The following is a 26,644-nucleotide window of genomic DNA, read 5'->3' as shown; positions in this document are numbered from 1 at the left end:
CCAGTTTTGAAAGATAAAAGTCTGGTGACGATGGCGAAGTGGACACACCTGTTCCCTTACCGAACACAGAAGTTAAGCACTTCAGCGCCGAATGTAGTACATTAGTGCGAGAATAGGACGTTGCCAGGCTTCTTTCTTTTAAAAAATTCTGATTAAATTCAGGATTTTTTTATGTCCATTTCACAAAATGAAAATAAACACAATTTTAAGCATAAATGATGTATTTATTCATCTTAAAAGACTAAAGAAAATCAAATGAAGATCTAAAAACTTTTTTCTTGACACACCTAGATGTGTAGTGTATAATTAAAATGCTATAAAATTCTATTATTCGAGGTTGCTCTTGCAGCCTTATAAAAATGAGACAAATGCACCTCCTGGGTGTGTGGGTATGAAAGGAGGAAAAATAATGCCTACTATTAACCAATTAATTAAAAAGGGTCGTCACGATAAAGTGAAGAAATCCAAAGCACCGCAACTTAACATTGGTTTTAACAGTTTGCAAAAGAAATATACTGATATTTCTAGTCCACAAAAACGTGGAGTTTGTGTTCGGGTTGCTACAATGACACCGAAAAAACCTAACTCAGCGTTAAGAAAATATGCTCGTGTACGTTTATCAAACGGCGGAGAAGTCAATGCATATATTCCTGGTATCGGACACAAACTTCAAGAACATAGCGTTGTTTTAATTCGTGGTGGTCGTGTAAAAGATTTACCTGGTGTTCGTTACCACATTATCAGAGGTACTCTTGACACGACATCAGTAGCAAACAGAATGCAAAGTCGTTCCAAATACGGAGCAAAAAGGCCAGCACCTGTCAAAAAGAAATAGTCATAAAATAAGTATAATTCTAGAAAATAAACCATTTCGAAAGGAGGAATTACCTTATGCCTCGTAAAGGGAAAGTTGTAAAAAGAGACGTATTACCAGATCCAATTTACAACTCAAAATTAGTAACAAAACTCATCAATAGCGTAATGATGAAGGGAAAGAAAAACCTTGCGCAAAACATTTTATATAACGCATTTGAACGCGTAAGAGAAGTAACGGGTAGAGAACCTATTGAAGTATTTAACGATGCTCTTAATAATATTATGCCTGTGTTAGAAGTGAGAAGCCGCCGTATTGGTGGACAAAATTATCAAGTTCCAGGAGAAGTAAGAAGTGATCGTCGTGTAACACTAGGTCTTAGATGGCTTGTTCAATACTCACGTTCACGTAATGAAAAAACCATGGAAGAAAGATTAGCAAAAGAAATATTAGATGCAGCCAATAACGTTGGTGCGTCCGTTAAGAAAAAAGAAGATATGCATAGAATGGCAGAAGCAAATAAAGCTTTTGCACATTATAGATTTTAGTTAGGAAGGAATAAAAGTTATGGCACGGGAATATAGTTTAGATAAAACACGTAATATCGGGATCATGGCACATATTGATGCCGGAAAAACCACGACAACTGAACGTGTATTGTATCATACGGGTAAAATCCATAAAATGGGTGAAACTCATGATGGTGCATCACAAATGGACTGGATGGAACAAGAGCAAGAACGTGGAATTACCATTACTGCCGCAGCAACTACCGCTTTCTGGAAAAATCATAGAGTAAATATTATCGATACCCCAGGCCACGTTGACTTTACTGTTGAAGTTTCAAGATCCTTACGTGTATTAGATGGTGCTGTAACGGTATTAGATGCTCAGGCGGGAGTTGAACCACAAACAGAAACAGTGTGGCGACAAGCAAATGAATATCATGTTCCAAGAATTGTTTTTGCGAATAAAATGGATAAAACTGGAGCGGATTTTGCTAATTCAATCAAAACCATCCATAACCGCTTAGGAGCAAAATCTGAAGCCATTCAATGGCCAATTGGTGCAGAAGATTTATTTACTGGAATTATCGATTTAATTACTTTAAAAGCTTATCATTTTGACGGTGGTCAAGATGAAAATTACATAGAAATTGAGATTCCAAAAGATTTAGTTAAAACAGTTAAAGAGAGAAGAACTACATTAATTGAAGCCGTTGCTGATTTTGATGAAGAATTAATGTTGCTTTATTTGGATGGCAAAGATATTTCTGCAAAAGCCCTTACCAAAGCAGTACGTAAAGCGACACTTACAGTTGAATTCTTTCCCGTAATATGTGGATCTGCATTTAAAAACAAAGGCATTAAATTAATGCTTGATGCAGTGATAGCATTTTTACCTTCTCCAAATGAAGTTCCAGAAGTAATAGGATTTAATAAATATGGAGAAGAAGTTATCGTATCACATGATGACAACAAAGAATTCGTTGCACTTGCTTTTAAAGTAATGACCGATCCCTTCGTGGGAAGAGTTACATTCTTTAGAGTATATTCAGGTGTTGCTGAAAAAGGTTCTTATATTATGAATGCTTCAAAGGGTAAAAAAGAACGTTTAGGTCGAATCCTACAAATGCATGCAAATCACAGAACTGAAATTGATAAAGTATATTCTGGAGACATTGCGGCAGCTGTTGGATTTAAAGATACCATTACAGGAGATACTTTATGTTCTGATAAAACACACGTTATCTTAGAAACAATGAAATTTCCTGAACCAGTTATCTCAGTTGCTATTGAACCTAAAACAAAAAATGATCAAGATAAAATGGGTGTTGCATTACAAAAACTTGCTGAAGAAGATCCCACTTTTAGAACATACACTGATTCTGAAACAGGACAAACGATTATTTCTGGTATGGGTGAGTTACATCTTGAAATCATTGTCGACCGAATGAAACGCGAATTCAAAGTGGAAGCTACTGTTGGTAATCCACAAGTATCTTACCGTGAAACCATTAAAGTGGAAGCACAATGTGAAGGTAGATTTATTCGCCAATCTGGTGGACGCGGACAATATGGACATGTATGGATTAAATTTGAACCAAATCCAGGCAAAGGCTATGAATTTATTGACAAAGTCGTTGGTGGAGTTGTTCCAAGAGAATATATTTCCTCAATCGATAAAGGATTACAAGAAGCACTTCCTGGCGGAATTATCGCTGGGTACCCATTATTAGATATTAAAGCTACTCTATATGACGGATCTTATCATGAAGTGGATTCATCGGAGATGGCATTTAAAATCGCAGCTTCAATGGCATTAAAACAAGCAAAAGAAAAATGCAAGCCAACTTTACTTGAACCTATAATGGTTGTTGACGTTGTTACTCCAGATGATTACGTAGGAAATGTTATTGGCGATTTAACAAGTCGTCGAGGACAAATAGAAGGTCAAGAATCAATTGGAAATGCTCAAAAAATATCTGCAAAAGTACCTCTTTCACAAATGTTTGGATATGTAACTTCCCTTCGTTCTAATACGCAAGGTAGAGCAACTTCAACTATGCAATTTTCGCATTATGAAGAATGTCCAAAATCAATTGCAGAAGAAATTATCAAAAAACGCAATAATTAGTCTTAATTTAGTGTGATATATCACGCTTGAGAATATAACTATTGCATTATTGAATGACTTGTTATAAAATAATATCGATAAACAAGAGCTTATTAGCGAAAAATATGATAAAAGGAGAATATAAAAAATGGCAAAAGCTAAATTTGAACGTACTAAACCACATGTTAACATCGGTACGATTGGTCACGTTGACCACGGCAAAACAACGTTAACTGCAGCAATCACTACCGTATTAGCAAAAAAAGGATTATCAAAAGTTGCATCTTATGCATCAATTGACTCTGCACCTGAAGAAAAAGCGAGAGGAATCACAATTAACACAGCTCATATCGAGTATGAAACTGAGAATCGTCACTACGCACATGTAGACTGCCCAGGACATGCCGACTACGTTAAAAATATGATTACTGGTGCTGCACAAATGGACGGAGCAATTCTAGTTGTATCCGCTGCTGATGGCGCAATGCCACAAACTCGTGAACACATCTTACTAGCTGGACAAGTAGGGGTTCCAAAAATGGTTGTTTTCTTAAACAAAGCAGACATGGTGGATGACCCAGAATTAATTGAATTAGTTGAAATGGAAATTCGTGAATTACTTGACGAATATAATTTCCCTGGAGACGAAACACCAATCATCGTTGGATCTGCTTTAAAAGCACTTGAAGGCGACGAAGCATATCAAGATAAAATTATTGAATTAATGGCAGCAGTGGATGCTTATATTCCGCTTCCTGAAAGACCTACTGACAAACCTTTCATGATGCCTGTCGAAGACGTTTTCACTATTACTGGACGTGGAACAGTTGTTACTGGTAGAGTTGATCGTGGAACAATTAAAGTTGGAGAAACAATTGAAATTATTGGTATTAGACCAACAAAATCAGCTGTAGTTACTGGCGTTGAAATGTTCCGTAAATTACTTGATTTTGCACAAGCTGGAGACAATGTAGGATTATTACTTCGTGGAGTTTCACGTGAAGAAGTGCAACGTGGACAAGTTATTGCAAAACCAAAATCAGTTACACCACATACTAAATTTACTGCTCAAGTGTACGTATTAAGCAAAGAAGAAGGCGGACGTCATACTCCATTCTTCTCAAACTATCGTCCACAATTTTACTTCCGTACAACAGACGTTACTGGAGTTATCCAATTAGACGCTGGTGTCGAAATGGTTATGCCTGGAGATAACACAACGATGACTGTTGAGTTAATCCATCCAATCGCATTAGAACAAGGAACAAAGTTCTCAATTCGTGAAGGCGGTCATACCGTTGGAGCTGGATCTGTAGTAGCAATTATTGAATAATTAAAAATATGGGATATGCTTATATCCCTTTTTTTATAAATAAAAACGCACTTTTTCGTGCGTTTTTGTGTTTATAAGTCTTCGATTTCCATCTTATCAATTTCGTTAACTTCTTTTTTTTTCGATCTCAAAAGGAAAAATAGTAATACAGAAATTCCAACTAAAACCATAAATAATAAGAAAATCAATATAAAAATACCAATTATGCCGCTAACATTTAAAAACATTATTCTAATTCCTTTCTTTGATCTTTATATTTTAAAATAATTGTCTTTGCAATATCGATAGATATTTTACCATCAATTGCAAGCTTTTTAATAGATGAAATAAATGAATCATTGTCCGATTGCTGAGAGATGTTTATTTTTTGAATTAATCGATCTAGTCTTAATCTAACGGTAGGGTAAGTAACCCCATACAGTAAAGCAACTTCTTTCAGTGAGCCAGAAGAAAGAAGAAATTTTTTTATAAATGTCAAATCTTCACTCTCTAATTCAGTTATCCATTCAGGTAATCCTTCCAAAATCATATGGTTGTCCTTTCATAATATTAAATATTAACTTATATATTACTTTAACAATATTATAATATACTTTAATAATATTAAAGTCAAGCATAAGTATAAAAATTTCATTTATGTTTTTTTAACCTTTTAAATACACGTGAGTTATATTTAGGCAAAAAAATTGTAAAGATTATTTATGAATTTGATGAAAGACTTGTGTATTCTTTTAAAACTCATGAAGACATGTTATAATATTAAAAGAAATATATTTAATTTTTTTGTTGATGAAGAAAGAAAGTTTGCTATTTGTCTTCATAATTTGAATTTCCATATAAATATTTGAAAAATTATTTTCCTATACAAAAAGCAGAAGAAAATTGCAATAAAATCAGAAATAAAATTGAAAGGATTGTAAAAGAATAATATGAAAAAATCAGTTCAAACAATGCGTTTTTTAGGTCTTGATATGATTAACAAGGCTAACAGCGGACACCCCGGAATTGTTTTGGGGGCTGCACCGGTATTATATTCTCTGGTTCAATATCACTTGATAGCAAATCCCAAAAGCCCCCAATGGTTTAATCGAGATCGGTTTTTTCTAGCCGCTGGGCATGGATCAGCACTTTTGTATGCAACATTACATTTAGCTGGGTACAATATTTCTTTAGATGATTTAAAAAACTTTAGACAATTTGGATCAATTACTCCTGGACATCCTGAGTACAGACATACAGAAGGAATTGATGCAACAACAGGTCCTTTGGGACAAGGAGTAGCAATGGCTGTAGGAAGTGCTATTGCTGAAAACTACTTAAGGAATACGTTTAACAAAGGAGATTTACCAGTTGTTGATCACTTCACTTATACATTATGTGGTGATGGTGATTTACAAGAAGGAGTTACACTTGAAGCATTAAGTTTGGCAGGACATTTGAGACTAGATAGATTAATTGTTTTGTTTGATTCTAACGATGTTCAATTAGATGGACCAACAAAAAACTCCGTTTCCGAAGACATAAAGAAAAAAATGGAAAGTGTTGGATTTTTTTATCAATTAGTAGAAGACGCTAACGATATTTTAAACGTCTCTATTGCAATTGAAAAAGCAAAACAAGCAGGGAAACCTTCCTTTATAGAAATTAAGAGCATCATTGGATTTGGCTCTTCCAAGCAGGGAACTAATCAAACACATGGAGCTCCTTTAGGAATCGCTGAAACAAAGAGAATGAAAGAGGCTTTTGATTACCCAAATTTAGATTTTGAAGTAGATTCTGAAATTTATGACGATTTTAAAAATCGATTTGGTAAAAGAGGAGAAAATTCTTTTACTTACTGGCAATTTGTTATGAAAGAATATCAAGAAAAATATCCAAAAGAATATCAAGATTTAATGAATATCATTGATGAAAAAATAGAACTAGATTTTGATAAATATTTGCCTTTAGAAGCAATTGGATTTAAAGAAGCTACAAGAAATTCTATTGGCAAAATTATACCATTATTAAGTTCAAAATTAATTTCTATGATGGGAGGATCTGCAGATTTAAGTGGATCAACCAAAGTCTTGGGGATAAATGGTAATTTTTCTAATGAAACACCTTTAGGAAGAAATATTAATTTTGGGGTAAGAGAACATGCAATGGCTTGCATAATAAACGGCATGACACTTCATCATTTAAAAGCATTTAGCGGAGGCTTCTTTATTTTTTCAGATTACATGAAACCTGCCATCCGATTAGCTGCTTTAATGCAAATTCCATCCATTTTTATTTTTACACATGATAGTGTAGCTGTGGGAGAGGACGGCCCAACTCATGAGCCTATTGAGCAATTGTCTATGTTTAGAACAACTCCGAACTTAAATACCATAAGACCAGCTAATGCAAATGAAACTAAGTTTGCTATTCGATTTGCGTTAGAGTCTACTAGAGTACCATCGGTGATTGCCTTAACAAGACAAGATACAACTGTTTTAAACTCTTGTTCGTATGAAGAGTTTTTGCAAGGGGCATATGTAGCATCAGATAACGATAACTACGAAGGAATATTACTTGCAACAGGTAGCGAAGTAGAACTTGCTTTAAGAGCTCAAAAAGTTTTGAAGGGAGAACATAATGTACTTGTAAGAGTAGTATCCATGCCTTGTATGGAACAATTTCTAAACCAACCTATCAATGTTCAAGAAAAAGTGTTGCCACCAATGATTGAAAAACGTTTGGCGATTGAAATGGGGGCATCAGGATTGTGGTATCGCTTTGCAAAACACGTTAAAGGGATAGATTGTTTTGGCGTCTCTGCAAAAGCAGAAGATGTAATGAATCATTTTGGTTTTACCGTTCAAGAAATTGTAAAACTATATTTAGGATTATAATTCATAGAGGTGATAACATGCTTTTTGATTCTCACGTACATTTAAATGACGATACCTTATACAATAGAATAGACGAAGTTCTCCTTGAGGCAAGACAAAATGATGTTACCCATTTTCTGTGCGTAGGTTATGATGTCTCATCGAGTAAGAGAGCGATTGAAATTTCCCGAAGATATGAATTTGTTTATGCCGCAATTGGGTTTCATCCTAGTGAAGCAAAAAAAATTAGTGATGAAGATTTTAAATGGCTTGAAGAAAATTTAAAACAGCCTAAAGTTGTTGCAATAGGCGAAATTGGTCTTGATTATTATTGGGACTCTTCTTTTAAAGACATTCAAAAGAATGTATTCATAAAGCAAATTGAACTTGGAAATAAATATCAATTGCCTCTCATCATTCACATGAGAGAGGCCACCCTTGATACGTATGAATTGTTAAAAAATAATAAAGACTTATCTTTAAGAGGGATTATGCATTGTTATTCTGGTTCGTTAGAATCAATGAAACAATTTATTCATTTGAACATGATGATTTCTTTAGCGGGACCAGTCACATTTAAAAATGCTAAGATACCCAAGGAAATTGCTAAAGAAATCGATTTGCGTGATTTACTAATTGAAACCGATGCTCCTTATTTAGCTCCAATGCCTTTTAGAGGAAAGCCAAATGAATCCAAGTATTTAAAATTCATTGCTTTTGAAATTGCAAGTATTAAAGGATTAACTTATGAAGAGGTAGGGAAAAAGACGTTTCAAAATGCATGTGAATTATTTAAAATTAATATTTAATCTCGAAATAAAAGGTAAAAAAACCAAGAGAAAGAAAACAATAACTTATAGATTAAAGCCGCTTTTTCTTGTAAAAAGCGACTTTTTATTATACAATAGATTTGATATTTAGGAGTTGAAAATATGGGCTTAACAGCTGGAATTGTTGGATTACCAAATGTTGGTAAATCCACACTGTTTAATGCAATAACAAAATCAAAAGTATTAGCCGCAAATTATCCTTTTGCGACCATAGATCCAAATGTTGGCGTGGTTGAAGTTCCTGACATTCGAATTGAAAAATTGGTTGAAATGTATCATCCCAAAAAAACAATTTATACTACGTTTGAATTTACCGACGTAGCAGGTTTAGTAAAAGGCGCATCCAAAGGCGAAGGACTTGGGAATCAATTTCTATCTCACATTCGAGGATGTGATGCCATCTGTCAAGTTGTTCGTTGTTTTGATGATGAAAATGTCATTCACGTTGAAGGAACTATTGATCCAGTGCGAGACATTGAAACCATAAAAATTGAATTAATTTTAGCAGACATTGATTCGATTGAAAAACGATTGCCTAAAATTAGAAAAAAAGCTGAATTGAAAACAGATAAAGAAGCAGTGATTGAGTATAACATCTTGCAAAAACTTTATGCCAAATTAGGAGAATCTTTGCCTATTAGAAGTATGGATTTATCCGAAGATGAAATAAAATTAATTAAAAACTTTAGTTTTTTAACTGCAAAACCTATGCTATTTGTTTGTAATGTATCCGATGATGAATTAAGTGATTATTCGAATAATCATTATGTAAAATTGGTTGAAAAACAAGCTTTGATTGATGGGGCAAAAGTTTCCGTAATTAGTGCTAAAATTGAACAAGAATTATCAGAACTTGAAGATGAAGATAAACAATTCTTTTTAGAAGAACTTGGGGTAAAAGAGTCTGGACTTATCGATTTGATTAATAAAAGTTATGAGATGTTAGGTCTTCTTACTTTTTTTACAGCTGGGGAAAAAGAAGTTAGAGCTTGGACGTTCAAAAAAGGAATGAAAGCACCAGAATGTGCTGGAATTATTCACTCCGATTTTGAAAAGGGATTTATTAGAGCTGAAACGATGTCTTTCGAAGATTTAATCTTTGCAGGATCAGAAGGCAAAGCAAAAGAATTAGGGAAATTTCGTCTTGAAGGAAAAGAATACGTTGTAAAAGATGGTGATGTATTTCACTTTAGATTTAATTTATAAAAAGGAGACACAATGGAGTTAGAGCAGGAACATAAGATTTTGTTTCAAGAAACTTATATATTATTTGATATTGAATATATGGATGCTTTTGTAATGTTAAGAGATCGTATTCCAAATTTTAGAAATATTTCTTGGAATTTGTCACTGGAAACAGGAGCATTAAAAGTTGTTTTTTCCACGGGAGAGCAAAAACATTTTAATAAAGTGATTCGAGTCTTTAAAAAAGAATTCAAAGACTTTATTTTGACTCTGCAAAATCAATCTTTAGAAGAAGCGTTTTTTGAAGAATTATCTCAAAAGAAAGCTAAAGTATCTTTAGCAGAATCTGTAACTGGCGGATTAATCGCATCAAGAATTATTGATGTATCCGGTGCATCAAATATTATTGAAAAAGCATATATATGTTATTCAAATGAAGCTAAAATTCAAGATATAGGTGTAAACCTAGAAACCATTCAAAAGTATGGAGCTGTAAGTCTTGAAACTGCAAAAGAAATGTGTATTAAGTTATCAAGTAAAACTAATTGTGACATTGCCATTTCAACTACAGGTATTGCGGGGCCTGGTGGAGGCACTAAAAATGTTGTTGTTGGAACTGTATACTTTGGATTGAAAGTATTTAATCAAATTGAAACGATTAAAATGATTTTTTCTGGAGACCGAAATTCCATTCGAAAACAAGCTTCAGCATATGCACTAGCTAAAACCATTCAATTACTTAGGAAGTACGGAGGATAGTTTTAATGCTAAATCTTAAAAAGAATTATTCTATCATTATTATGATTTCTATTTACTTGATTGCACTTATTTTAGGTGCATTCAGTTTTTATATCTGTGGATTAATCGTGTCGAATATTCTATTTCAAACTATTGTATTTGAAGTTATTGCAACTCTCGTGGTATGGGGTTTTGGACTTTTGTTTAAAAATGCAAGTACGTACGATCCTTATTGGAGCGTTATTCCTCCAATTATTATTCTTTCATGGATTTTTATATTAAAATCATCATTAACAATAGGCGTTTTACTTCTAGTGATTTCTATCTTCGTTTGGGGAATACGTTTAACCTATAATTGGTATATAAATTGGCAAGATTTAACCAAAGAAGATTGGCGTTACCAGATGATTAAAGAAAAAGCTCCAAAAGTTTGGTTTTTGTCAAATTTATTTGGGATTAATTTAATGCCTACAACAATTGTATTTATACAATTAATCGGAGCGTATTCTTTTCTTAAACTTGGACCTCAATTAAATTATATTATCGTTCTTGGATTTATAATGTCTTTGTCTGCGTCTGTCATCCAATTTATCTCAGATAAACAAATGAGAGCTTTTCGATTATCAAACATCGACAAAAAGAAATGCATTAATGAGGGATTATGGAGCGTTTCAAGACATCCAAATTATTTTGGAGAAGTATTAATGTGGTGGGGATTATGGGTGATGTATTTCGGAGCATTTAGATCAATTGATTTAATGCTTGTAGCTCCGATTTTAATGAACGCTTTGTTTCTTTTTATAAGTATACCAATGATGGAGAAAAAAATCTTAATTTCTCGTCCTGAATATAGTGATTATCAACAAAAAGTATCGATTTTATTGCCTTTTTTCCCAAAAAGAAAATCAGAAGAAATGAATGAATTTCAACAATCAATAAAAGAATAAGAAATTGTTTGTATTTTATCGTGACTTTTCATTAGAAAAACTTTATAATTAAGTACAAAAGATGGGGGAGTAATATATGATGCATTATTTAAAGCGCTTTATATTAACACTTGTGTTTGTTTTGATGGTTGCAGTTTTAACGGCTTGCGGAAATAGCTATAATGCTATTGATAAGGACTTTTCAGATTTGGGATGGGAATATTATACAGATGCAACAGAATGGATTGGCGATCTTTTGACAGAATTCGAAGAAGACGAGGTCATAGTAACGACTCATGTTTTTCGGGTAGGAGAAGTGGTTGCAATTATTTTAGAATTCGACTTAGAAACGGATTTAGAAAATCAACTTGATACAAATACAACATTACAAACATTGATTCAAGATTATGAACAAGAAGACCTTGTAAATGGAAATTGTTTACTGATTCCATTTCCATCTATTTTTGGAAATGTCGAAGAAATGATTACTATTTTTCAAGGAGAATATGATATCTCTGATTATTATAAAGGGTAAAAAATAAATGAGCGTTTGTCGGTTAATTTACATGGACAAACGCTTTTTTTTATGGTATATTTTTAGTGAATGATAAGGGGAATTTAACTGATGAAACTATGGAACCGAAATTTTACAATATTAACAATCGGCTCTTTCATTTCTGCTTTTGGAAGTGCAGCTGCTGGAATTGCTTTTGGTATATTGATTTACGTCGAAACGGGTTCGCCATTGACACTTGCTTTATTTACCATCGCAAATGTTATTCCAAGAATAGTAACCAATTTTTTAATTGGTCCTTTTGTTGATCGAAACTCTCGAAGAAAAATTATTATCTCGATTGATTATTTCTATTCTTTCTTCTTTTTAGTTATTTCACTTGTATTATTCTCTGGTTTTTTTAATGTCATAGTATTTACATTAATTGCTTCACTGTTTGGTATCATTGATACCATCTATCAAACGGCTTTTATGAGTTTATTCCCTGAAGTAATTCCTAAGGGATTTCATTCAAAAGCATATTCGATTTCTTCGTTAATTTGGCCGATATCAGCTGCTGTTATGGCTCCAGTTGCTGCATTTTTTATTACGAATTTTGATAACGGCACTGCGTTACTTATGTTATTCAATGCAGGTACTTTTGTGATTACAGCTACCTTTGAAATTTTTATAAGGTTAGAAGAAAAATTGAATCAAAGGTTAGTAAAAGGACCTCAATTTCTTATTGATTTAAAAGAAGGTATTCACTACTATAAAAAAGAAAGAGGTATTTTGGGTATTGGTATTTTATTTGCAGCATTTTCTTTTGTTTATGCAGCAGGAGATTTATTAAAAATGCCTTATTTTATCGAAAGCAATATGTACACCATTCAGCACTATTCTTTTTTAATCTCTGCTGGAGCGATAGGAAGAATGGTCGGTGGAGTCGTCCATTATTTATTTAAGTATCCACCTAAAAAGAAGTTTTTAATTGCGATATGCGTCTATATAACCGTAGAAATAATGGGAGCTACAGAACTTTTCATGCCTTATGTTCTTATGATTATTTTTAGTTTTATCATAGGCTTGTTATCGGTTACTTCGTTTAATATTAGAATGAGTGCAACTCAAACATACATTCCAGGAGACATCAGAGGAAGAGTTAATTCCACTCAACAATTGTTATGGAATATAGGTGCAATTCTTGGTGCTTTAATTATAGGATTCATTGCTGAATATTCAAACATCGATTATCGATTTATCATCTTAGGTACAGCTTCGGTTAGTTTAACCGCTATTTTCTTGGTGCCAATTCGTATGAAAGAAGAATTCAAAAAAATCTATAATGTAGATGTTTAAAAGTAACCTAATTTTAGTATTTTATTTTAAGCAAGCGCTTTCAACAAAATACTTATTGAAATATTCTTTTTTGTATTATATAATGCATTTGAAGTTAATATTAGTCGTATAAATTCGATAATATGGATCGAACGTTTCTACCTTGTCACCTTAAATGATAAGACTACGGCTATGTCTCCCAATTTTTAGCATATAAACATGCTGGATTTTTTTGTGAAGACATTGCCTTAGAGAACATTCTAAGGCATTTTTTTATGGCTAACAATTAACTATCAAAAAAAAGGAGGAATTACTTGATGAAAGTTCTAGCTTTGAAACTAGATAAGTTCTTTAAGATTAAAGAACGAGGTTCAACAATTGCAAAAGAAATACTAGGAGGATTAACAATCTTTTTGGCTATGGTATATGTATTACCTGTTAATGCAGATATGCTAAGTCAAACCGGAATGAGTTTTGCAGCAGTGTTTGCTGCAACGGCAATTGCAGCTGCCATTGCATCTCTTGTAATGGGACTTCTAGCCAACTACCCTGTCGGTCTTGCATCGGGAATGGGCGTAAATGCTTTCTTTACTTACACAGTTGTTTTAACACTTCAGTTTACTTGGCAAGAAGCTTTAGCGGCCGTTTTAATTAGTGGAGTTATCTTCTTAGTCATTTCCATAACTGGTTTAAGAAAATTGGTTATTAATGCCATTCCAAAAAATCTTAAATTAGCTGTTGGAGCAGGTATTGGATTCTTTATCGCCTTTATTGGATTAAAAAATGCAGGAATTGTTGTTTCAAATGCAGGAACCTATGTAAGTTTGGGAGATTTAGGCCATCCAACAGTTTTACTTGGAATCTTTGGAATTGTATTAGTTTTTATTCTTTTTGCTATTAAGAAAAAATTAAGCCGATTTGCAATTATTATTTCTATTGTAGTTACAGGTATATTAGGAGTCATTATAGGACTTATATTCCCTAGCGTTGCTTCATTAATGCCATCAATTGGTGGTTCAAATCTTGGAGGCATTGGTGATATTGGTTTGACATTTGGGCAAGCTTTTAAAGCAATTCCTTCGCTTCTTTCAAATCCATTATCTTATGCAGTCATCTTCACATTCTTATTTGTTGATTTCTTCGACACCGCAGGAACGTTAGTTGCTGTCGGACATGACGCTGGATTACTTGATAAAAACGGAGAATTAATTGACGGAGAAAAAGCTTTGTTAGCCGATGCAACTGGAACAATCGTTGGAGCAGTTCTTGGAACTTCAACCGTTACATCTTATATTGAATCAACAACTGGAATTCAAAGTGGCGCAAGAACTGGATTAGCCGCAGTAATGGTTGGATTGTTATTTATCATTTCACTAATCTTTTATCCTTTGTTTTCCATCGTTGGAAGTGTGATGGTTTCTTCTGGAGTATTCTATTCTCCAGTAACAGCTATGGCGCTTGTATTTGTTGGAACATTGATGTTTTCATCTTTAAAGGAAATTGATTGGTCAGATGGAATAGTTGTAGCAACAACCTTTATTACCATTATCACGATGACACTTGCTTTTTCAATTGCAGAAGGAATCGCTTTTGGATTTATCTTTTATGTTATCATGATGCTTGCAACACCTCGAAGAAAAGAAGTAAGCCCCGTCATGTATGTACTTGCCGGTTTATTTGTTATTAATTTCATCATTAAGGTTTTATTCTTCATTTAAATCATTAGGGTTTGAAATTTTATTTCAAACCTTTTTTTTATAAAAAATTAAGGAGGGTTTTATGAAAGAAGATCAAAAAATGGTATTAGGTGTCAATGAAAAACCAACAAAAGGAAAGTGGTTTGCTTTAAGCTTTCAACATGTATTTGCAATGTTTGGAGCTACGATTTTAGTACCAATGTTAACTGGATTACCAATTTCTGTTGCTTTATTTACATCAGGAGTTGGAACATTGATTTACATTTTATGCACCAAAGCTAAAGTACCTGTTTATCTTGGAAGTTCGTTTGCTTATATTGCTGTTGTTGCTGCAGTCAGCGGATATGCAGAAACAGGAACTGGACACTATGCAACAGCTCTAACAGGGTTGCTAGTTGTAGGGCTTATTTATGTATTAATTTCAATTATCATTCGTTTGGTTGGAAAATCTTGGATAGAAAAAATTCTACCACCTGTTGTAATAGGTCCAATGATTGCCATTATTGGATTGGGATTATCTTCGGTTGCAATTGGATCTTCGGGATTATCTGGAGGAACATGGAAAGAAATATTAACAGCAGTGATTTCTTTAGGAATCGTTATAGTCATCGCTTTAAAAGGGAGAGGGTTTATAAAAATAATTCCTTTTCTATTTGGAATAGTTGGAGGATATATTTTTGCTTCCATCGTAGGGCTAGTAAATTTCAGTAGCATCGTAGAAGTATTTATTACTCCAGCCTCTTGGATTAAGATTCCTGAATTTATGTTTTTAGGATTTAAAGATGGAACTGCTAATTTTCTTGGGACAAACATAACGTTTTATCAAATTAACTTTGCAGCGGTATTAACCATTGCGCCCCTTGCTTTTGTTACAGCCTCAGAACATATAGGAGATCACGCCGTATTAGGAAAAATCGTTGGTAAAGATTTTCTAAAAGATCCAGGACTAGATAGAACGCTTTTAGGGGATGGGCTTGCAACTAGTTTTGCGGCACTTGTGGGAGGACCAGCAAATACGACTTATGGAGAAAACACAAGTGTAGTTGGAATGACAAAAGTTGCTTCTGTATGGGTAACAGGAGGAGCGGCGGTTATTGCAATCATCCTTTCGTTTTTAAATATTTTTACTACAATTGTAGCAAGTATTCCAGCTCCAGTTATGGGTGGAATTTCAATCATATTATATGGATTTATTGCCTCAAATGGACTGAAAGTATTGTTTGATGCGAAAGTAGATATGACAGATACGAGGAATCTAATTATTGTTTCAGCAATGCTTGTGTTAGGGCTTGGAGGATCAATCATTACGTTTGGAACATTTTCAATTTATGGAATGAGTTTAGCAGCAATGGTGGGTATTTTGTTAAATCTAATTTTACCTTTAGCTAAAAGAAAAGAAGTAAAAAGCACGCTTGCAGAAGAAGAAAAATAATAAATCATTCACATGATTTTACAGAAAATGACAATATTTATTAAGTCATTCTTGTCATGGAAAATACACAATGTTATAATCGTTATGTAAAGGATGTGATAAATATGATTCGATTTAATTCTTTTAGTAACACAAAAGGGTTTGGTGATTTCTCTTCATCTTTTCTTGAAGTTAGTGAATTTTTAAGAGAATTTCAAAAAGATAAATTAACTTCAATGGACTTCCCGTGGGGAAGATGGGAGTGGATGTTTTCTTTGCCCTTTCTAGACAACAACTTTTTAGATAAAATCGGAATTTGGAAAGACAACTTCAAAATGGTTGGGCTTGTTACCTATGAATCAAAATTTGGAGAGGCATATTACGTAGTAGATGAAAAGTATAACTTTTTAAAAGAAGAGATGGCAAATTATGTTTATCATCATTTTATGGTGGAAGGTCACTTGCGTTTTCTAATCCCCAATTCAGATTATGAAATGCAAGACATTGTCTATAAACTCAATTTAAGAGCAACAGAATCTCGTGAAATGAATGCATTATTTGATACATCAAATTCTTTAAAGTATGAACTAAAAGATGGATTTTCTATTACAAGTATGAAAGAAAATTATAATCTGGAAAAATACAATAACGTTTTATGGAGAGGATTTAACCACGAAGGAGAACCCTCTAATTCAAAGGAGGACTTATTGCATAGAAAGATTTCTTTGTCAGGACCACATGTGAACCTAGAACGTGATATTGCTGTTGTTTCCCCTGAAGGAGAATTTGTAGCTTATTGTGGAACATTTTATCAAGATGGAGATTATTGCGCTTTGGTCGAACCTGTCGCAACTGATCCGAAATACCGTAAAATGGGACTTGGAAAAGCTGCAGTATTAGAAGCTATCAAACGATGCAAAGAGGCCGGCGCAAAATTTGTGATTGTTGGATCGCATCAAAAATTTTATTACCAAATCGGTTTTTTTCCATATACAACTTCGACTTGGTGGGAAAATATTTAGCACGCATCAAAAAGGGACATTATTTCTTTTTTAAGAAAGATGTTCTTTTTTATTTTACAAATTTTCATGAGAATAAAAATAAGAAGTAAAATCAACGAATTTAATTTAATTATTTTTTGAGTTGAAGGCGACAATTTGTAGACAAATACTATATAGTATGCTATAATAATTAAACGTGAGAAAACTCACCAACTTGCTGCAAAGGATTTGCAGCCAATAGACCATAAGGAGGAATATTATGAGAAAGTACGAAATCATGTACATCATTCGTCCATCGCTAGAACTTGAGGCAAAAAAAGCATTAATTGCGGAATTAAATGTTATATTAACAGACCGCGGAGCCGAAGATTTAGTTGTAAACGAATGGGGAACAAGAGAACTAGCTTACGAAATCAAAGATTTCAAAAAAGGATATTATGTAGTTGTAAAAGTTAAGACAACTCCAGAAGCCACTTTTGAGTTAGATCGTGTCATGAAAATCAAAGAAGACGTTATCCGTCATATCATTATCTCAAGAGAAGATAAGTAATTTGAGGGGGATGTAATTATGTTAAATAAAGTTGTTTTAATCGGAAGATTAGTAAGAGATCCTGAACTAAGATATACAAACAATAACAACATCCCAGTTGTATCGTTTACCCTTGCAGTAAACCGACCATTCGTGAGTCAAGCAAGTGGTGGAAGCGATACCAACAATAACGTTGATTTTATTAACTGTACTGCTTGGAGAAAACAAGCAGAAAATATTAGTAAGTACGTTAATAAAGGAAGTATGGTTGCGGTTGACGGAAGACTTCAAACCAGCGATTATATGGATGAAAAAAACAATGTTAGAAGATACGTTACTGAAGTCATTTGTGATTCTGTTGTCTTTTTAGATACAAAATCACAAAGAGATAATCAAAACTCTTCTTCAAATGAATACAATAACTCAAAACAAGGTTCCAAAAACGATGATGATTCTCAAAACACAAACAACATTAACATCATCGAAGATGATTTACCATTCTAAATAGGAGGAAAAACAAATGATTACAACTAAACCACAAACTGGTGGGTTCCGTCCTGGCGGAGCACGTCGTAGAAATCGTAAAAGATGTTACTTTTCGGATAACAAAATCCAATACATAGATTTTAAAGATTTTGAAATGTTAAAAAGATTTATATCTGAAAGAGGTAAGATTTTACCAAGACGTGTTACTGGAACAAAAGCATACTATCAAAAACATTTAGCTGTTGCGATTAAACGTGCTCGTTTCATGGCACTATTACCATTCGTAAAAGATTAGTCAAAAGTAAAGACTCTTACGAGTCTTTTTTTTTGCTATAAATGTTTTGAAGTTTGATTTTTTGCTAGATTATGATATAATTATGTTAATTAAATCTAAAAATTGAGGTGCGTTTATGAATAAGCGCGTTGCCGTCTTGATTGTCTTTTCCTGTATCGCTTTTATCGTACTTAGTGTATTTGGATTTGTTTATCTAAGTAACGATTATTCAACAGGATACCTTGTGTTATACTTTGTTCTCGTAGCTACGATTACAGCTAGTATTTTACTTAGTTTTTGGACAAACAAAAGACATGTAAATCGAATTAAAAGTTTAGAAGAAAAAATTAAAGAAAACAACTTGTTAAATAAGCGTTTAAAAAACAGTGAAGACATTGCTCTTAACTATTTACCTGTGGGTATGATTCTTTATGATGATCACTTTACTATCTCTTGGGCAAATTCTGCTTCAAAGGAATATTTTTCAAACGTGTTGATTGGTAGAACTTTAGGGTTAGTACATGAAGAACTATCGCAATTTGTCGAAAAGCGTGAAGGTAAATTTATATTAAATATTTATGGGAAAGATTATGAAATTATTCACTATCCTAAGAATAAATGTATCTATCTTTTTGAAGTAACCGAAAGAGAAAGTGTAAAATTTAAATTAAGAGATAATCAAGATGTTATTGGAGTTATGAGTCTTGATAATTTTTCAGAAGCCACTCAAAATCTTGATTTTCAAGTTAAGACAAATATTCAAGGCAAATTCTTAGGAGCTATTGATAATTGGTGTAAAAAACATAACATTTACTTTGTTAATTTACGACCTGAAAAATCTGTTATTTTTCTGAATCGAAAACAATTAGATGAACTAATGAAAACGGAATTTTCAATTTTAGACCAAATCACAGAAATTTCCAATCAAAACGAAATTAGAGTAACCTTATCAGTGGGATTTGCTTCAAGTGAAGGATTCGCAGATGAAGTTGGAGATTTAGCTGAAGAAGCATTGAAGTTAGCATTAGGTCGAGGCGGGGATCAAGTGGTTGTTAATTTGCAAAATCAACCCTTGAAATTTTTCGGAGGAAAAACAAATACCATCGAGAAAAGAACGAAAATTACCGCAAGAATCAATTCAAGAGCCATCTCTGAATTGATTCATAAATTTGATAAAGTGTTTATTATGCCTCACAAATCTACTGATATTGATGCGTTTGCAGCATCTGTTGGAGTTTTACAACTGGCATTGGCTCAAAATAAGAACGCTAAAATTGTTTTGGATTTTGATGATATCGATCAAACATGCCAAAAGGTTATTAACATGTTAAATAGAGAATACATCAAATTACTTGAATACATTATTGACCCAGAAGACGCAATCGATGAAATCAATGCGGAGAGTTTATTGTTTGTCATTGACCATCATTCACCGGTTCAATCTAATGCTCCAAGACTACTGGAAAAAACAAAATTTGTAGTAGTGATTGATCACCATAGAAGAATTGATAATTTACTATCTGATTTATCGTTAAATTATGTAGAACCTTATGCGTCATCGTCTGTTGAACTAGTAACCGAACTAATTGAACTTTATAATTACGATGTTGATATCGATCCTTTTGAAGCAACCATGATGTTGGCTGGAATGATGATTGATACTAATAACTTTACCTATCGTACAGGAGTAAGAACGTTTGAAGCAGCTGCTTTATTAAAACGATTTGGAGCAGATCCTTTTAAAGCAAGATTAATTTTAAGAGAATCATTAGACGATATTAAAACCAAATCAAATTTAATCAACCAGGCAAAAATCGTTAACAATCATTTTGCAATAACGCTTTTAACTGGCGAAGGGAAAACAGACCGCGTTCAACTTGCCAAAACAGCAGATGAATTATTGGAAATTGATAACATTATCGCTTCTTTTGCGATAGGGTCGATTGGAAATGATACCATCGCTATTTCAGCAAGATCGGTTGATAAATTTAATGTCTCTCTGGTAATGGAACAATTTAATGGGGGCGGACACTTAAACAACGCCGCAGCTCAAGTGCCAAACGGAAACGTAGAAGAAATCGCTTCAAAAATTGAAACCATATTGGAAACATCGTTCAAGGAGGAATTAACAATGAAAGTGATTTTAGTAAAAGATGTAAGAGGAAAAGGAAAAAAAGGTGAAGTTATTGAAGTAGCAAGTGGCTACGGCAATTACCTATTAACATCTAAACAAGCTATTGAAGCTAGCAATGCAAATATTAGGACGCTTGAAGATGAAAGAGAAAAAATAACCAAAGAAGCAGAACAAGAAATTGAAAATGCTAAGAAAATAAAAGCAGAAATTGAAAATTCCCCTATTAAACTTTATGTTAAAATTGGTGAAACAGGAAAATTATTTGGTGCAGTTAACTCTAAACAGATTGCAGAAGAATATAAAAAGACTTATAATATTGAATTAGATAAACGAAAAATATTATTAGAAGATAATATCCATTCGCTTGGAGTGTATAAAGTCGGAGTGAAGTTACATAAAGATATTATTGCATACATTAATTTACAAGTGATTGAAGAAGAATAAATTTTTTGCAGGAGGCAAGCAATGGAAAGAAAAGTCCCACAAAATATAGAAGCGGAACAAGCGGTTCTCGGCGCTGTCTTCTTTGACCAAAACACAATGAAATCTATTGTGGATAAACTTCAAGAAGTTGATTTTTATTCACCGAATCATCAAGTGATTTTCAAAACGATGAAACAGTTATTTCAAGAAGGAATATCTATTGATTACACAACATTAAGCGATCGTTTGGAAAATCAAAATATGCTTATTAAGGCAGGCGGAATTGAATACATTACGGGATTAATTGATGCCGTTCCTTCCATTGCCAATTTACTCAATTACATCAATATCGTAAAAGATAAATCGATTTTAAGAAAAATCCAAGATTCTTGTAGAAGAATTATTGAAGATTCTTATACAACGGATAATACGCCAGATTTCATTGATGATGTTGAGCGAGACATAATAGGAATTACTAAGGAAAAAAGAACAACGGACTTTAAAGCGGTTGGAGAAATCGCCAATCTTTTAGTAGATAAAATTGCCGCGCAAGCTCAAATTGGTGGACAAGTTACAGGTCTTGATACAAAGTATCATGAATTTAATCGATATACTTTGGGCCTTCAACCTTCAGACCTTGTAATTGTCGCAGCGAGACCTTCTATGGGAAAAACGGCTTTTGCGTTAAACTTAGCTTTAAATGTTGCAAAAAATATTGAAAGGCCTCATATTGCTTTCTTCTCTTTAGAAATGGGAGTTGACCAATTAGTAATGCGTTTATTAAGTTGCCAAGCACAAGTGGACAACTTTAGAATGAGACAAGGAAATTTGAACTCACAAGAATGGGAAAAAATTCATTTTGCTGTAGGAACTCTTTCCACTTTGAATGTCTATTTTGATGATTCTGGTACCGTTAGTGTGCTTGATTTAAGAAGTAAATGTCGAAAATTAAAACAAGATGAAAAACTTGATTTAGTTATTGTGGATTACTTACAACTATTAAGCGGATCTAAGCATAATCAAGCTAATAGAGTTCAAGAAGTATCTGAAATTAGCCGTGTTTTAAAAGAAACAGCTAGAGAACTAAAAGTTCCGGTTGTGGCATTAAGCCAGTTATCTCGAGGAATTGAACAACGTAAAGAAAAAAAGCCAGTTATGGCAGACTTAAGAGAATCTGGTTCTATTGAACAAGATGCAGATATTGTACTTTTCTTGTATCGAGAAGATTATTATGATCAAAATTCAACAAGAAAGAATCATGTGGACATGTCTATCGCCAAAAACAGATCTGGTACCATTGGTGATTTCGAATTGTTGTTTAATAAAAATATGTCAACGTTTAGTAATGTACACACCACTAATTTTGGAGAATCTTTTGAAAAAGAAACTTCAATTGATGACATCTAGCAGTCGTTTGACTGTTTTTTGTTTGAACGTTTTTTAAAATATGTGTGTATAAGGAGAAACTCGTATGTTAAGTGAAAGACTAGATCAATTAGAATCAAGATACAATGAAATTAACGAGTTAATGTTAAAGCCAGAAGTATCTATGGACGTTAAAAGAGTAACGGAATTATCTATAGAATTAAGTCAATTAGAAAAAACTGTATTGAAATACAGAGAATATAAAGAGTTAAACAATCAGGTAATAGAATTAAAAGAAATGGCAAAAGAGCATGACCCTGAAATAAAAGAATTAGCTGAATTGGAGCTTGAAAACATTCATGAGAGGTTACCACTTTTAGAAGAAGAATTAAAACTTCTCTTAGTTCCAAAAGATCCCAATGATGAAAAAAACGTAATTGTTGAAATCAGAGGAGCTGCAGGTGGAGATGAAGCTAATATTTTTGCTGGTGATTTATTTAGAATGTATAACAAATTTGCTGAAGCAAAAAACTGGAAAATTGAAATGCTTTATGCTGATCCTCAAGAAGCAGGTGGCTATAGTCAAATCGAATTTATGGTAAAGGGAAACAGTGTATATTCTCTTTTAAAATATGAATCAGGTGTTCATAGAGTACAACGAGTACCACAAACAGAATCTGCAGGCAGAATTCACACTTCAACTGCGACGGTTTTAGTTGTGCCAGAAGCAGAAGAACTTGATTTTGAAATGAATATGGAAGATATCAGAGTAGATACGTTTTGTTCTTCTGGTCCTGGAGGACAATCGGTTAACACGACTAAATCAGCAGTTCGATTAACCTTTATTCCAACGGGAATGATCGTACAGTGTCAAGATGGAAAATCTCAACATGAAAATAAAGCAAGTGCACTTAAAATATTAAGATCCCGACTTTATGATATTGCTCTTCAAGAAAAACTTGATAAAGAAGGCGAAGAACGAAAAACAAAAATCGGAACAGGGGATCGCTCTGAAAAAATCAGAACATATAATTATCCACAAAACCGAATTACCGATCATCGAATAGGCTTTACGATTCAACAATTAGACCGCATCATTGATGGAAGATTAGATCCTGTTATTGAAGCATTAATTGCAGAAGAACAAAAACGCAAGCTTTCAAAGGTTGAATAAAGATGCCTACTTTTGAATCGGTGCTAAAAGCATCGGAAAAAGAAGCAAGAAGATTAAAAAAAGAAGCATCTGCAGTAAAACTGCTTATGCTTCATTTTTCAGACCTCGAACCAACAGAACTGTACCTTAAGTTTCATGAAGAGATGTCTGAAATTTCATACCAAAATTTTTTAAAAGGATTAGATTTATATTTATTCCACAACAAACCAGTTCAATATATTATTGGCTATGTATATTTTTATGGCTATAAGTTTAAAGTGGATGAAGGAGTACTAATTCCTCGATTTGAAACAGAAGAATTAGTCGCAAATGTTTTAATTCAATATGATGAGCTGTTTCAAAAGGCTCACATAAAATTAGTAGATGTCGGTACTGGCTCAGGCTGTCTTGCAATTGCTCTGAAAAAGGAAGAACCAAATTTCGAAGTTTTTGCAACAGATATTTCTGATAAGGCTTTAGAAATAGCAAAGACTAACGCAGAGGAGCTAAAGGCAGAAATTACTTTTTTACAAGGAGATATGTTATCTCCCTTAAAAGGAATGAAATTTGATATTCTTGTTTCTAATCCACCGTATATCCCACAAAATGAGGTTGTAGAAGAAATCATTCATGAAAATGAACCTCATGTAGCGTTGTATGGTGGGATAGATGGATTAAAATTTTATGAAATCATTTTATCTCAAGCAAAAGATTATTTAAATTATCCATCCATTCTTGCATTTGAACATGGATTTGATAAAAAAGAGGCTATTTCAAATATCGCACGGGCTTTTTTCCCTAATGCAAAAGTATTTACCCTTCAAGATATGCAAAATAAAGATCGAATGACTTTTGTCATAAATTCGTAACTTAAAAACAACAACACTCTTAAAAAAGAATGTTGTTTTTTATTTGCAACTTGATAAATTTCAAACTAAAATCGTAAGAACAGAAAAATATTTTGTTACATTTTAGAAAATGGTGTTATAATAATTGATATCATTTTATGATAGATTCATTTCTATAAGATTTGTATATTTATTAGGAGATAACGATTATGCACGTAAATCAAGATGGACTTGATAGATTAGATACTGCAAAAATGAGTGTGTTAATTGCATCAAAGTTTTTAAATTTAAGCGAAATTAAAGTAGAATTATCAGATTTAAAGAAGCTACATATAAAGTCAGTAAATTCAGCTTATTTAGATTCAAACAATACGATATATTTCCATTTAGATTGGTTAAAGAATGCAAGCAATGCTGAAATCACTTTAATTGCATTTCATGAAGTGCGACATGTTTATCAAAAACAAATGATTGATTCAAACAATCAAACTGATAACAAAGAATCACCAGAAGTAATTCATAAATGGAAACATGAATTTGAAAATTACAATAGACCTACTGAATCTTTCTTATCTAGTGATTATTTATCTCAGTCCATAGAAATTGATGCTATAGCCTTTTCTCATTTTTTAATGAGGGACATGTTTAGAACCGAATCAATTATTCCTTTAGAGATAAAGCAAGCAGTTATCAACAAAATCAAAGAATTTTCATTAAAATACGATATGTACGATGAATCATTAAAGGCATAAATAATAATCACGTTAACTATTCATTATTTAGACAAACAAAGAAAAAACTTTGTTTTTTTTTTTGATATTGATTGTATATTTGAAATTTTAATAATATTATATTGACAATAGTGTACGTCATACAGTATAATATTTTTGAGGTGATTATTGTGGATAAAACATTACTACAAAATCTAAGTACTGAATTAAGAAGAGGAACACAAACCTTAGCTGTGTTAAGTCAACTTAGCAAAATGGAATATGGCTATTCTTTACTTCAAAGTCTTGAAGAAAAAAATGTGGCGATTGAAGCAGGAACATTATATCCTTTGTTAAGAAGACTTGAATCTCAAGGATTGCTTATTAGTGAATGGGATGTATCCGAATCAAGACCAAGAAAATATTATTTGTTAAGTGAAGATGGGAAAATGATATTTCAAAGATTAAAAAATGAATGGAATAGTATTGTTGATGAGATGAATATCTTATTTAAGGAGGAGAAGTAAATGAATCAATTAATTGAGCGTTATATCTACGATGTAACAAGAAGATTACCAGAATCTTCAAGGGATGAAGTCAAAAAAGAGTTAAGAGCTAATATTTTCGATATGCTAAAAGAAAATCCTTCAAATGAAGAAATCGAAAAAGTATTACTGACTCTTGGAGAGCCAAGAGTGTTAGCAAATGAATATCGGCCAAAAAAAAGATATTTAATTTCACCTGAGTGGATGGATGATTATGTAAGAGTGCTAAAAATAGTGATGATTATTTTTGCATCCATAACTCTTGTGGTTTCACTTATAGAAAATATCTTAAATCCGGAAGCTGTTTCTATTATTGGAATTATAGCTGAAGTATTTGCAAAAGTAGTTAGCGAAGTTGTTCAAAGTTTAATCAATGCGTTTGCAATTGTTACATTAATATTTTTTGGAATTGAAGCAGCAAATATTAAATCCAAAAAATCCAATTGGATACCTGAATCATTACCTCAACTTCCAAAAGAAAATGTTTCTAAAATTAGTAAATCTGGAGCAATTGCTGAATTGATGGTAAACATCATTGGAGGAACAATTTTTATCTTTTTACTAATGAAAAACGCACTATATTTAGGCTGGTATACAAGCGGAGAAGGTTGGACGATAACACATCCTTTATTTACAGACTCACTTGTTCAACCATTCATACCACTTTTTATTATTTCGGTGATATTCTCTGTCTTTGTAAGTTTAACTAAATTGTACTATGGACATCGAAATATTCAAGTAGCTTTTATATATACTTTACAAAAAGTATTATCTACCGTATTATTCATCGTCTTTATCAATCAAACAGGGTTAATTAGTACAGCCTTTTTAACGGAAGCATCAAATTATTTCAGTGTCAATGGAAATGAAATCAAAAATGGAATAGAAGATGCCTTTTTAGGATTCTCAATCTTTTTAGGAATTATTGTTACAATTGATT

25 protein-coding genes, 1 rRNA gene and 1 riboswitch are annotated in these 26,644 nt (G+C 32.8%); of the genes, 25 read left to right on the top strand and 1 reads right to left on the bottom strand.

What is annotated here, in order from left to right:
• Nucleotides 1–20: 20 nt before the first annotated feature.
• The 5 genes from rrf to tuf all read left to right on the top strand — a co-directional run bounded on the left by rrf (nucleotide 21) and on the right by tuf (nucleotide 4,763).
• Nucleotides 21–129, top strand: a 5S ribosomal RNA gene (rrf, locus tag KJ971_05540).
• 280 nt (nucleotides 130–409) lie between these two features.
• Nucleotides 410–835: a 30S ribosomal protein S12 gene (gene rpsL, locus KJ971_05535; protein ID MBU1145300.1), complete on the top strand. Its 426-nt coding sequence runs from the start codon at nucleotides 410–412 to the stop codon at nucleotides 833–835.
• 56 nt (nucleotides 836–891) lie between these two features.
• Nucleotides 892–1,362 carry a 30S ribosomal protein S7 gene (rpsG, locus tag KJ971_05530; GenBank protein MBU1145299.1) on the top strand — a complete coding sequence of 157 codons (471 nt, stop codon included), beginning with the start codon at nucleotides 892–894 and terminating at the stop codon, nucleotides 1,360–1,362.
• A gap of 19 nt (nucleotides 1,363–1,381) precedes the next feature.
• On the top strand, nucleotides 1,382–3,451 hold the full coding sequence (gene fusA, locus KJ971_05525; GenBank protein ID MBU1145298.1) for an elongation factor G: 2,070 nt from the start codon (nucleotides 1,382–1,384) through the stop codon (nucleotides 3,449–3,451).
• 127 nt (nucleotides 3,452–3,578) lie between these two features.
• A complete protein-coding gene (gene tuf, locus KJ971_05520) occupies nucleotides 3,579–4,763 on the top strand; it encodes an elongation factor Tu (protein ID MBU1145297.1) in 1,185 nt (394 codons plus the stop codon).
• A gap of 226 nt (nucleotides 4,764–4,989) precedes the next feature.
• Here tuf and KJ971_05515 read toward each other — a convergent pair whose 3' ends face one another.
• Nucleotides 4,990–5,292 carry a DUF2089 domain-containing protein gene (locus KJ971_05515; protein MBU1145296.1) on the bottom strand — a complete coding sequence of 101 codons (303 nt, stop codon included), beginning with the start codon at nucleotides 5,290–5,292 and terminating at the stop codon, nucleotides 4,990–4,992.
• A 400-nt stretch (nucleotides 5,293–5,692) separates the two neighbouring features.
• Between KJ971_05515 and tkt the strand changes: the two genes are divergently transcribed.
• From tkt to KJ971_05415, 20 genes are all read left to right on the top strand, one after another.
• A complete protein-coding gene (gene tkt, locus KJ971_05510; protein ID MBU1145295.1) occupies nucleotides 5,693–7,639 on the top strand; it encodes a transketolase in 1,947 nt (648 codons plus the stop codon).
• 17 nt (nucleotides 7,640–7,656) lie between these two features.
• The gene (locus tag KJ971_05505; GenBank protein ID MBU1145294.1) at nucleotides 7,657–8,427 is read left to right on the top strand and encodes a TatD family hydrolase; all 771 of its coding nucleotides are present in this window, start codon (nucleotides 7,657–7,659) and stop codon (nucleotides 8,425–8,427) included.
• 123 nt (nucleotides 8,428–8,550) lie between these two features.
• The gene (gene ychF, locus KJ971_05500) at nucleotides 8,551–9,654 is read left to right on the top strand and encodes a redox-regulated ATPase YchF (protein ID MBU1145293.1); all 1,104 of its coding nucleotides are present in this window, start codon (nucleotides 8,551–8,553) and stop codon (nucleotides 9,652–9,654) included.
• A gap of 12 nt (nucleotides 9,655–9,666) precedes the next feature.
• Nucleotides 9,667–10,392 (top strand): CinA family protein, encoded by a 726-nt coding sequence (locus tag KJ971_05495; protein ID MBU1145292.1) that lies wholly within the window; start codon nucleotides 9,667–9,669, stop codon nucleotides 10,390–10,392.
• A 5-nt stretch (nucleotides 10,393–10,397) separates the two neighbouring features.
• A complete protein-coding gene (locus KJ971_05490; protein ID MBU1145291.1) occupies nucleotides 10,398–11,318 on the top strand; it encodes a DUF1295 domain-containing protein in 921 nt (306 codons plus the stop codon).
• A 76-nt stretch (nucleotides 11,319–11,394) separates the two neighbouring features.
• On the top strand, nucleotides 11,395–11,832 hold the full coding sequence (locus KJ971_05485; protein ID MBU1145290.1) for a hypothetical protein: 438 nt from the start codon (nucleotides 11,395–11,397) through the stop codon (nucleotides 11,830–11,832).
• A 90-nt stretch (nucleotides 11,833–11,922) separates the two neighbouring features.
• Nucleotides 11,923–13,149 (top strand): MFS transporter, encoded by a 1,227-nt coding sequence (locus KJ971_05480; protein ID MBU1145289.1) that lies wholly within the window; start codon nucleotides 11,923–11,925, stop codon nucleotides 13,147–13,149.
• Between the two features lie 84 nt (nucleotides 13,150–13,233).
• A riboswitch (purine riboswitch) is annotated at nucleotides 13,234–13,335 on the top strand.
• A gap of 110 nt (nucleotides 13,336–13,445) precedes the next feature.
• The gene (locus KJ971_05475; GenBank protein MBU1145288.1) at nucleotides 13,446–14,846 is read left to right on the top strand and encodes an NCS2 family permease; all 1,401 of its coding nucleotides are present in this window, start codon (nucleotides 13,446–13,448) and stop codon (nucleotides 14,844–14,846) included.
• A gap of 61 nt (nucleotides 14,847–14,907) precedes the next feature.
• A complete protein-coding gene (locus KJ971_05470; protein ID MBU1145287.1) occupies nucleotides 14,908–16,257 on the top strand; it encodes an NCS2 family nucleobase:cation symporter in 1,350 nt (449 codons plus the stop codon).
• Between the two features lie 104 nt (nucleotides 16,258–16,361).
• Nucleotides 16,362–17,258 (top strand): GNAT family N-acetyltransferase, encoded by an 897-nt coding sequence (locus KJ971_05465; GenBank protein ID MBU1145286.1) that lies wholly within the window; start codon nucleotides 16,362–16,364, stop codon nucleotides 17,256–17,258.
• A gap of 238 nt (nucleotides 17,259–17,496) precedes the next feature.
• A complete protein-coding gene (gene rpsF, locus KJ971_05460) occupies nucleotides 17,497–17,787 on the top strand; it encodes a 30S ribosomal protein S6 (GenBank protein ID MBU1145285.1) in 291 nt (96 codons plus the stop codon).
• An 18-nt stretch (nucleotides 17,788–17,805) separates the two neighbouring features.
• A complete protein-coding gene (gene ssb / locus KJ971_05455; protein MBU1145284.1) occupies nucleotides 17,806–18,270 on the top strand; it encodes a single-stranded DNA-binding protein in 465 nt (154 codons plus the stop codon).
• A 16-nt stretch (nucleotides 18,271–18,286) separates the two neighbouring features.
• Nucleotides 18,287–18,547: a 30S ribosomal protein S18 gene (rpsR, locus tag KJ971_05450; GenBank protein ID MBU1145283.1), complete on the top strand. Its 261-nt coding sequence runs from the start codon at nucleotides 18,287–18,289 to the stop codon at nucleotides 18,545–18,547.
• 115 nt (nucleotides 18,548–18,662) lie between these two features.
• On the top strand, nucleotides 18,663–21,104 hold the full coding sequence (rplI, locus tag KJ971_05445; protein MBU1145282.1) for a 50S ribosomal protein L9: 2,442 nt from the start codon (nucleotides 18,663–18,665) through the stop codon (nucleotides 21,102–21,104).
• A 21-nt stretch (nucleotides 21,105–21,125) separates the two neighbouring features.
• Nucleotides 21,126–22,490 (top strand): replicative DNA helicase, encoded by a 1,365-nt coding sequence (gene dnaB / locus KJ971_05440; protein ID MBU1145281.1) that lies wholly within the window; start codon nucleotides 21,126–21,128, stop codon nucleotides 22,488–22,490.
• Nucleotides 22,491–22,554: 64 nt separating this feature from the next.
• The gene (gene prfA, locus KJ971_05435) at nucleotides 22,555–23,622 is read left to right on the top strand and encodes a peptide chain release factor 1 (GenBank protein ID MBU1145280.1); all 1,068 of its coding nucleotides are present in this window, start codon (nucleotides 22,555–22,557) and stop codon (nucleotides 23,620–23,622) included.
• 2 nt (nucleotides 23,623–23,624) lie between these two features.
• Nucleotides 23,625–24,470, top strand: a complete 846-nt coding sequence (gene prmC, locus KJ971_05430) for a peptide chain release factor N(5)-glutamine methyltransferase (GenBank protein ID MBU1145279.1) — start codon at nucleotides 23,625–23,627, stop codon at nucleotides 24,468–24,470.
• A 188-nt stretch (nucleotides 24,471–24,658) separates the two neighbouring features.
• A complete protein-coding gene (locus KJ971_05425) occupies nucleotides 24,659–25,201 on the top strand; it encodes a hypothetical protein (GenBank protein ID MBU1145278.1) in 543 nt (180 codons plus the stop codon).
• Between the two features lie 149 nt (nucleotides 25,202–25,350).
• Complete coding sequence (locus KJ971_05420; protein MBU1145277.1) at nucleotides 25,351–25,686, top strand: PadR family transcriptional regulator; 336 nt, start codon at nucleotides 25,351–25,353, stop codon at nucleotides 25,684–25,686.
• Nucleotides 25,687–26,644: hypothetical protein (locus tag KJ971_05415; protein ID MBU1145276.1), on the top strand; the 958-nt coding region annotated here is incomplete at its 3' end. It abuts the gene before it with no gap.

Source organism: Bacillota bacterium, from assembly GCA_018818595.1.
In the GTDB taxonomy this organism is placed as follows: domain Bacteria; phylum Bacillota_I; class Bacilli_A; order Izemoplasmatales; family Hujiaoplasmataceae; genus JAHIRM01.
This window is presented reverse-complemented; position numbering and strand designations above follow the sequence as displayed.

What these genes read in the sequence shown, in the direction of transcription:
- tuf (MBU1145297.1), top strand. Translation starts at nt 3,579, where the DNA reads ATGGCAAAAGCTAAATTTGAACGTACTAAACCACATGTTAACATCGGT.
- KJ971_05485 (MBU1145290.1), top strand. Translation starts at nt 11,395, where the DNA reads ATGATGCATTATTTAAAGCGCTTTATATTAACACTTGTGTTTGTTTTG.
- KJ971_05490 (MBU1145291.1), top strand. Translation starts at nt 10,398, where the DNA reads ATGCTAAATCTTAAAAAGAATTATTCTATCATTATTATGATTTCTATT.
- ychF (MBU1145293.1), top strand. Translation starts at nt 8,551, where the DNA reads ATGGGCTTAACAGCTGGAATTGTTGGATTACCAAATGTTGGTAAATCC.
- fusA (MBU1145298.1), top strand. Translation starts at nt 1,382, where the DNA reads ATGGCACGGGAATATAGTTTAGATAAAACACGTAATATCGGGATCATG.
- KJ971_05505 (MBU1145294.1), top strand. Translation starts at nt 7,657, where the DNA reads ATGCTTTTTGATTCTCACGTACATTTAAATGACGATACCTTATACAAT.
- rpsF (MBU1145285.1), top strand. Translation starts at nt 17,497, where the DNA reads ATGAGAAAGTACGAAATCATGTACATCATTCGTCCATCGCTAGAACTT.
- KJ971_05425 (MBU1145278.1), top strand. Translation starts at nt 24,659, where the DNA reads ATGCACGTAAATCAAGATGGACTTGATAGATTAGATACTGCAAAAATG.
- tkt (MBU1145295.1), top strand. Translation starts at nt 5,693, where the DNA reads ATGAAAAAATCAGTTCAAACAATGCGTTTTTTAGGTCTTGATATGATT.
- KJ971_05480 (MBU1145289.1), top strand. Translation starts at nt 11,923, where the DNA reads ATGAAACTATGGAACCGAAATTTTACAATATTAACAATCGGCTCTTTC.
- dnaB (MBU1145281.1), top strand. Translation starts at nt 21,126, where the DNA reads ATGGAAAGAAAAGTCCCACAAAATATAGAAGCGGAACAAGCGGTTCTC.
- KJ971_05495 (MBU1145292.1), top strand. Translation starts at nt 9,667, where the DNA reads ATGGAGTTAGAGCAGGAACATAAGATTTTGTTTCAAGAAACTTATATA.
- prfA (MBU1145280.1), top strand. Translation starts at nt 22,555, where the DNA reads ATGTTAAGTGAAAGACTAGATCAATTAGAATCAAGATACAATGAAATT.
- rpsL (MBU1145300.1), top strand. Translation starts at nt 410, where the DNA reads ATGCCTACTATTAACCAATTAATTAAAAAGGGTCGTCACGATAAAGTG.
- prmC (MBU1145279.1), top strand. Translation starts at nt 23,625, where the DNA reads ATGCCTACTTTTGAATCGGTGCTAAAAGCATCGGAAAAAGAAGCAAGA.
- KJ971_05465 (MBU1145286.1), top strand. Translation starts at nt 16,362, where the DNA reads ATGATTCGATTTAATTCTTTTAGTAACACAAAAGGGTTTGGTGATTTC.
- rpsR (MBU1145283.1), top strand. Translation starts at nt 18,287, where the DNA reads ATGATTACAACTAAACCACAAACTGGTGGGTTCCGTCCTGGCGGAGCA.
- KJ971_05475 (MBU1145288.1), top strand. Translation starts at nt 13,446, where the DNA reads ATGAAAGTTCTAGCTTTGAAACTAGATAAGTTCTTTAAGATTAAAGAA.
- rpsG (MBU1145299.1), top strand. Translation starts at nt 892, where the DNA reads ATGCCTCGTAAAGGGAAAGTTGTAAAAAGAGACGTATTACCAGATCCA.
- KJ971_05515 (MBU1145296.1), bottom strand. Translation starts at nt 5,292, where the DNA reads ATGATTTTGGAAGGATTACCTGAATGGATAACTGAATTAGAGAGTGAA.
- rplI (MBU1145282.1), top strand. Translation starts at nt 18,663, where the DNA reads ATGAATAAGCGCGTTGCCGTCTTGATTGTCTTTTCCTGTATCGCTTTT.
- ssb (MBU1145284.1), top strand. Translation starts at nt 17,806, where the DNA reads ATGTTAAATAAAGTTGTTTTAATCGGAAGATTAGTAAGAGATCCTGAA.
- KJ971_05470 (MBU1145287.1), top strand. Translation starts at nt 14,908, where the DNA reads ATGAAAGAAGATCAAAAAATGGTATTAGGTGTCAATGAAAAACCAACA.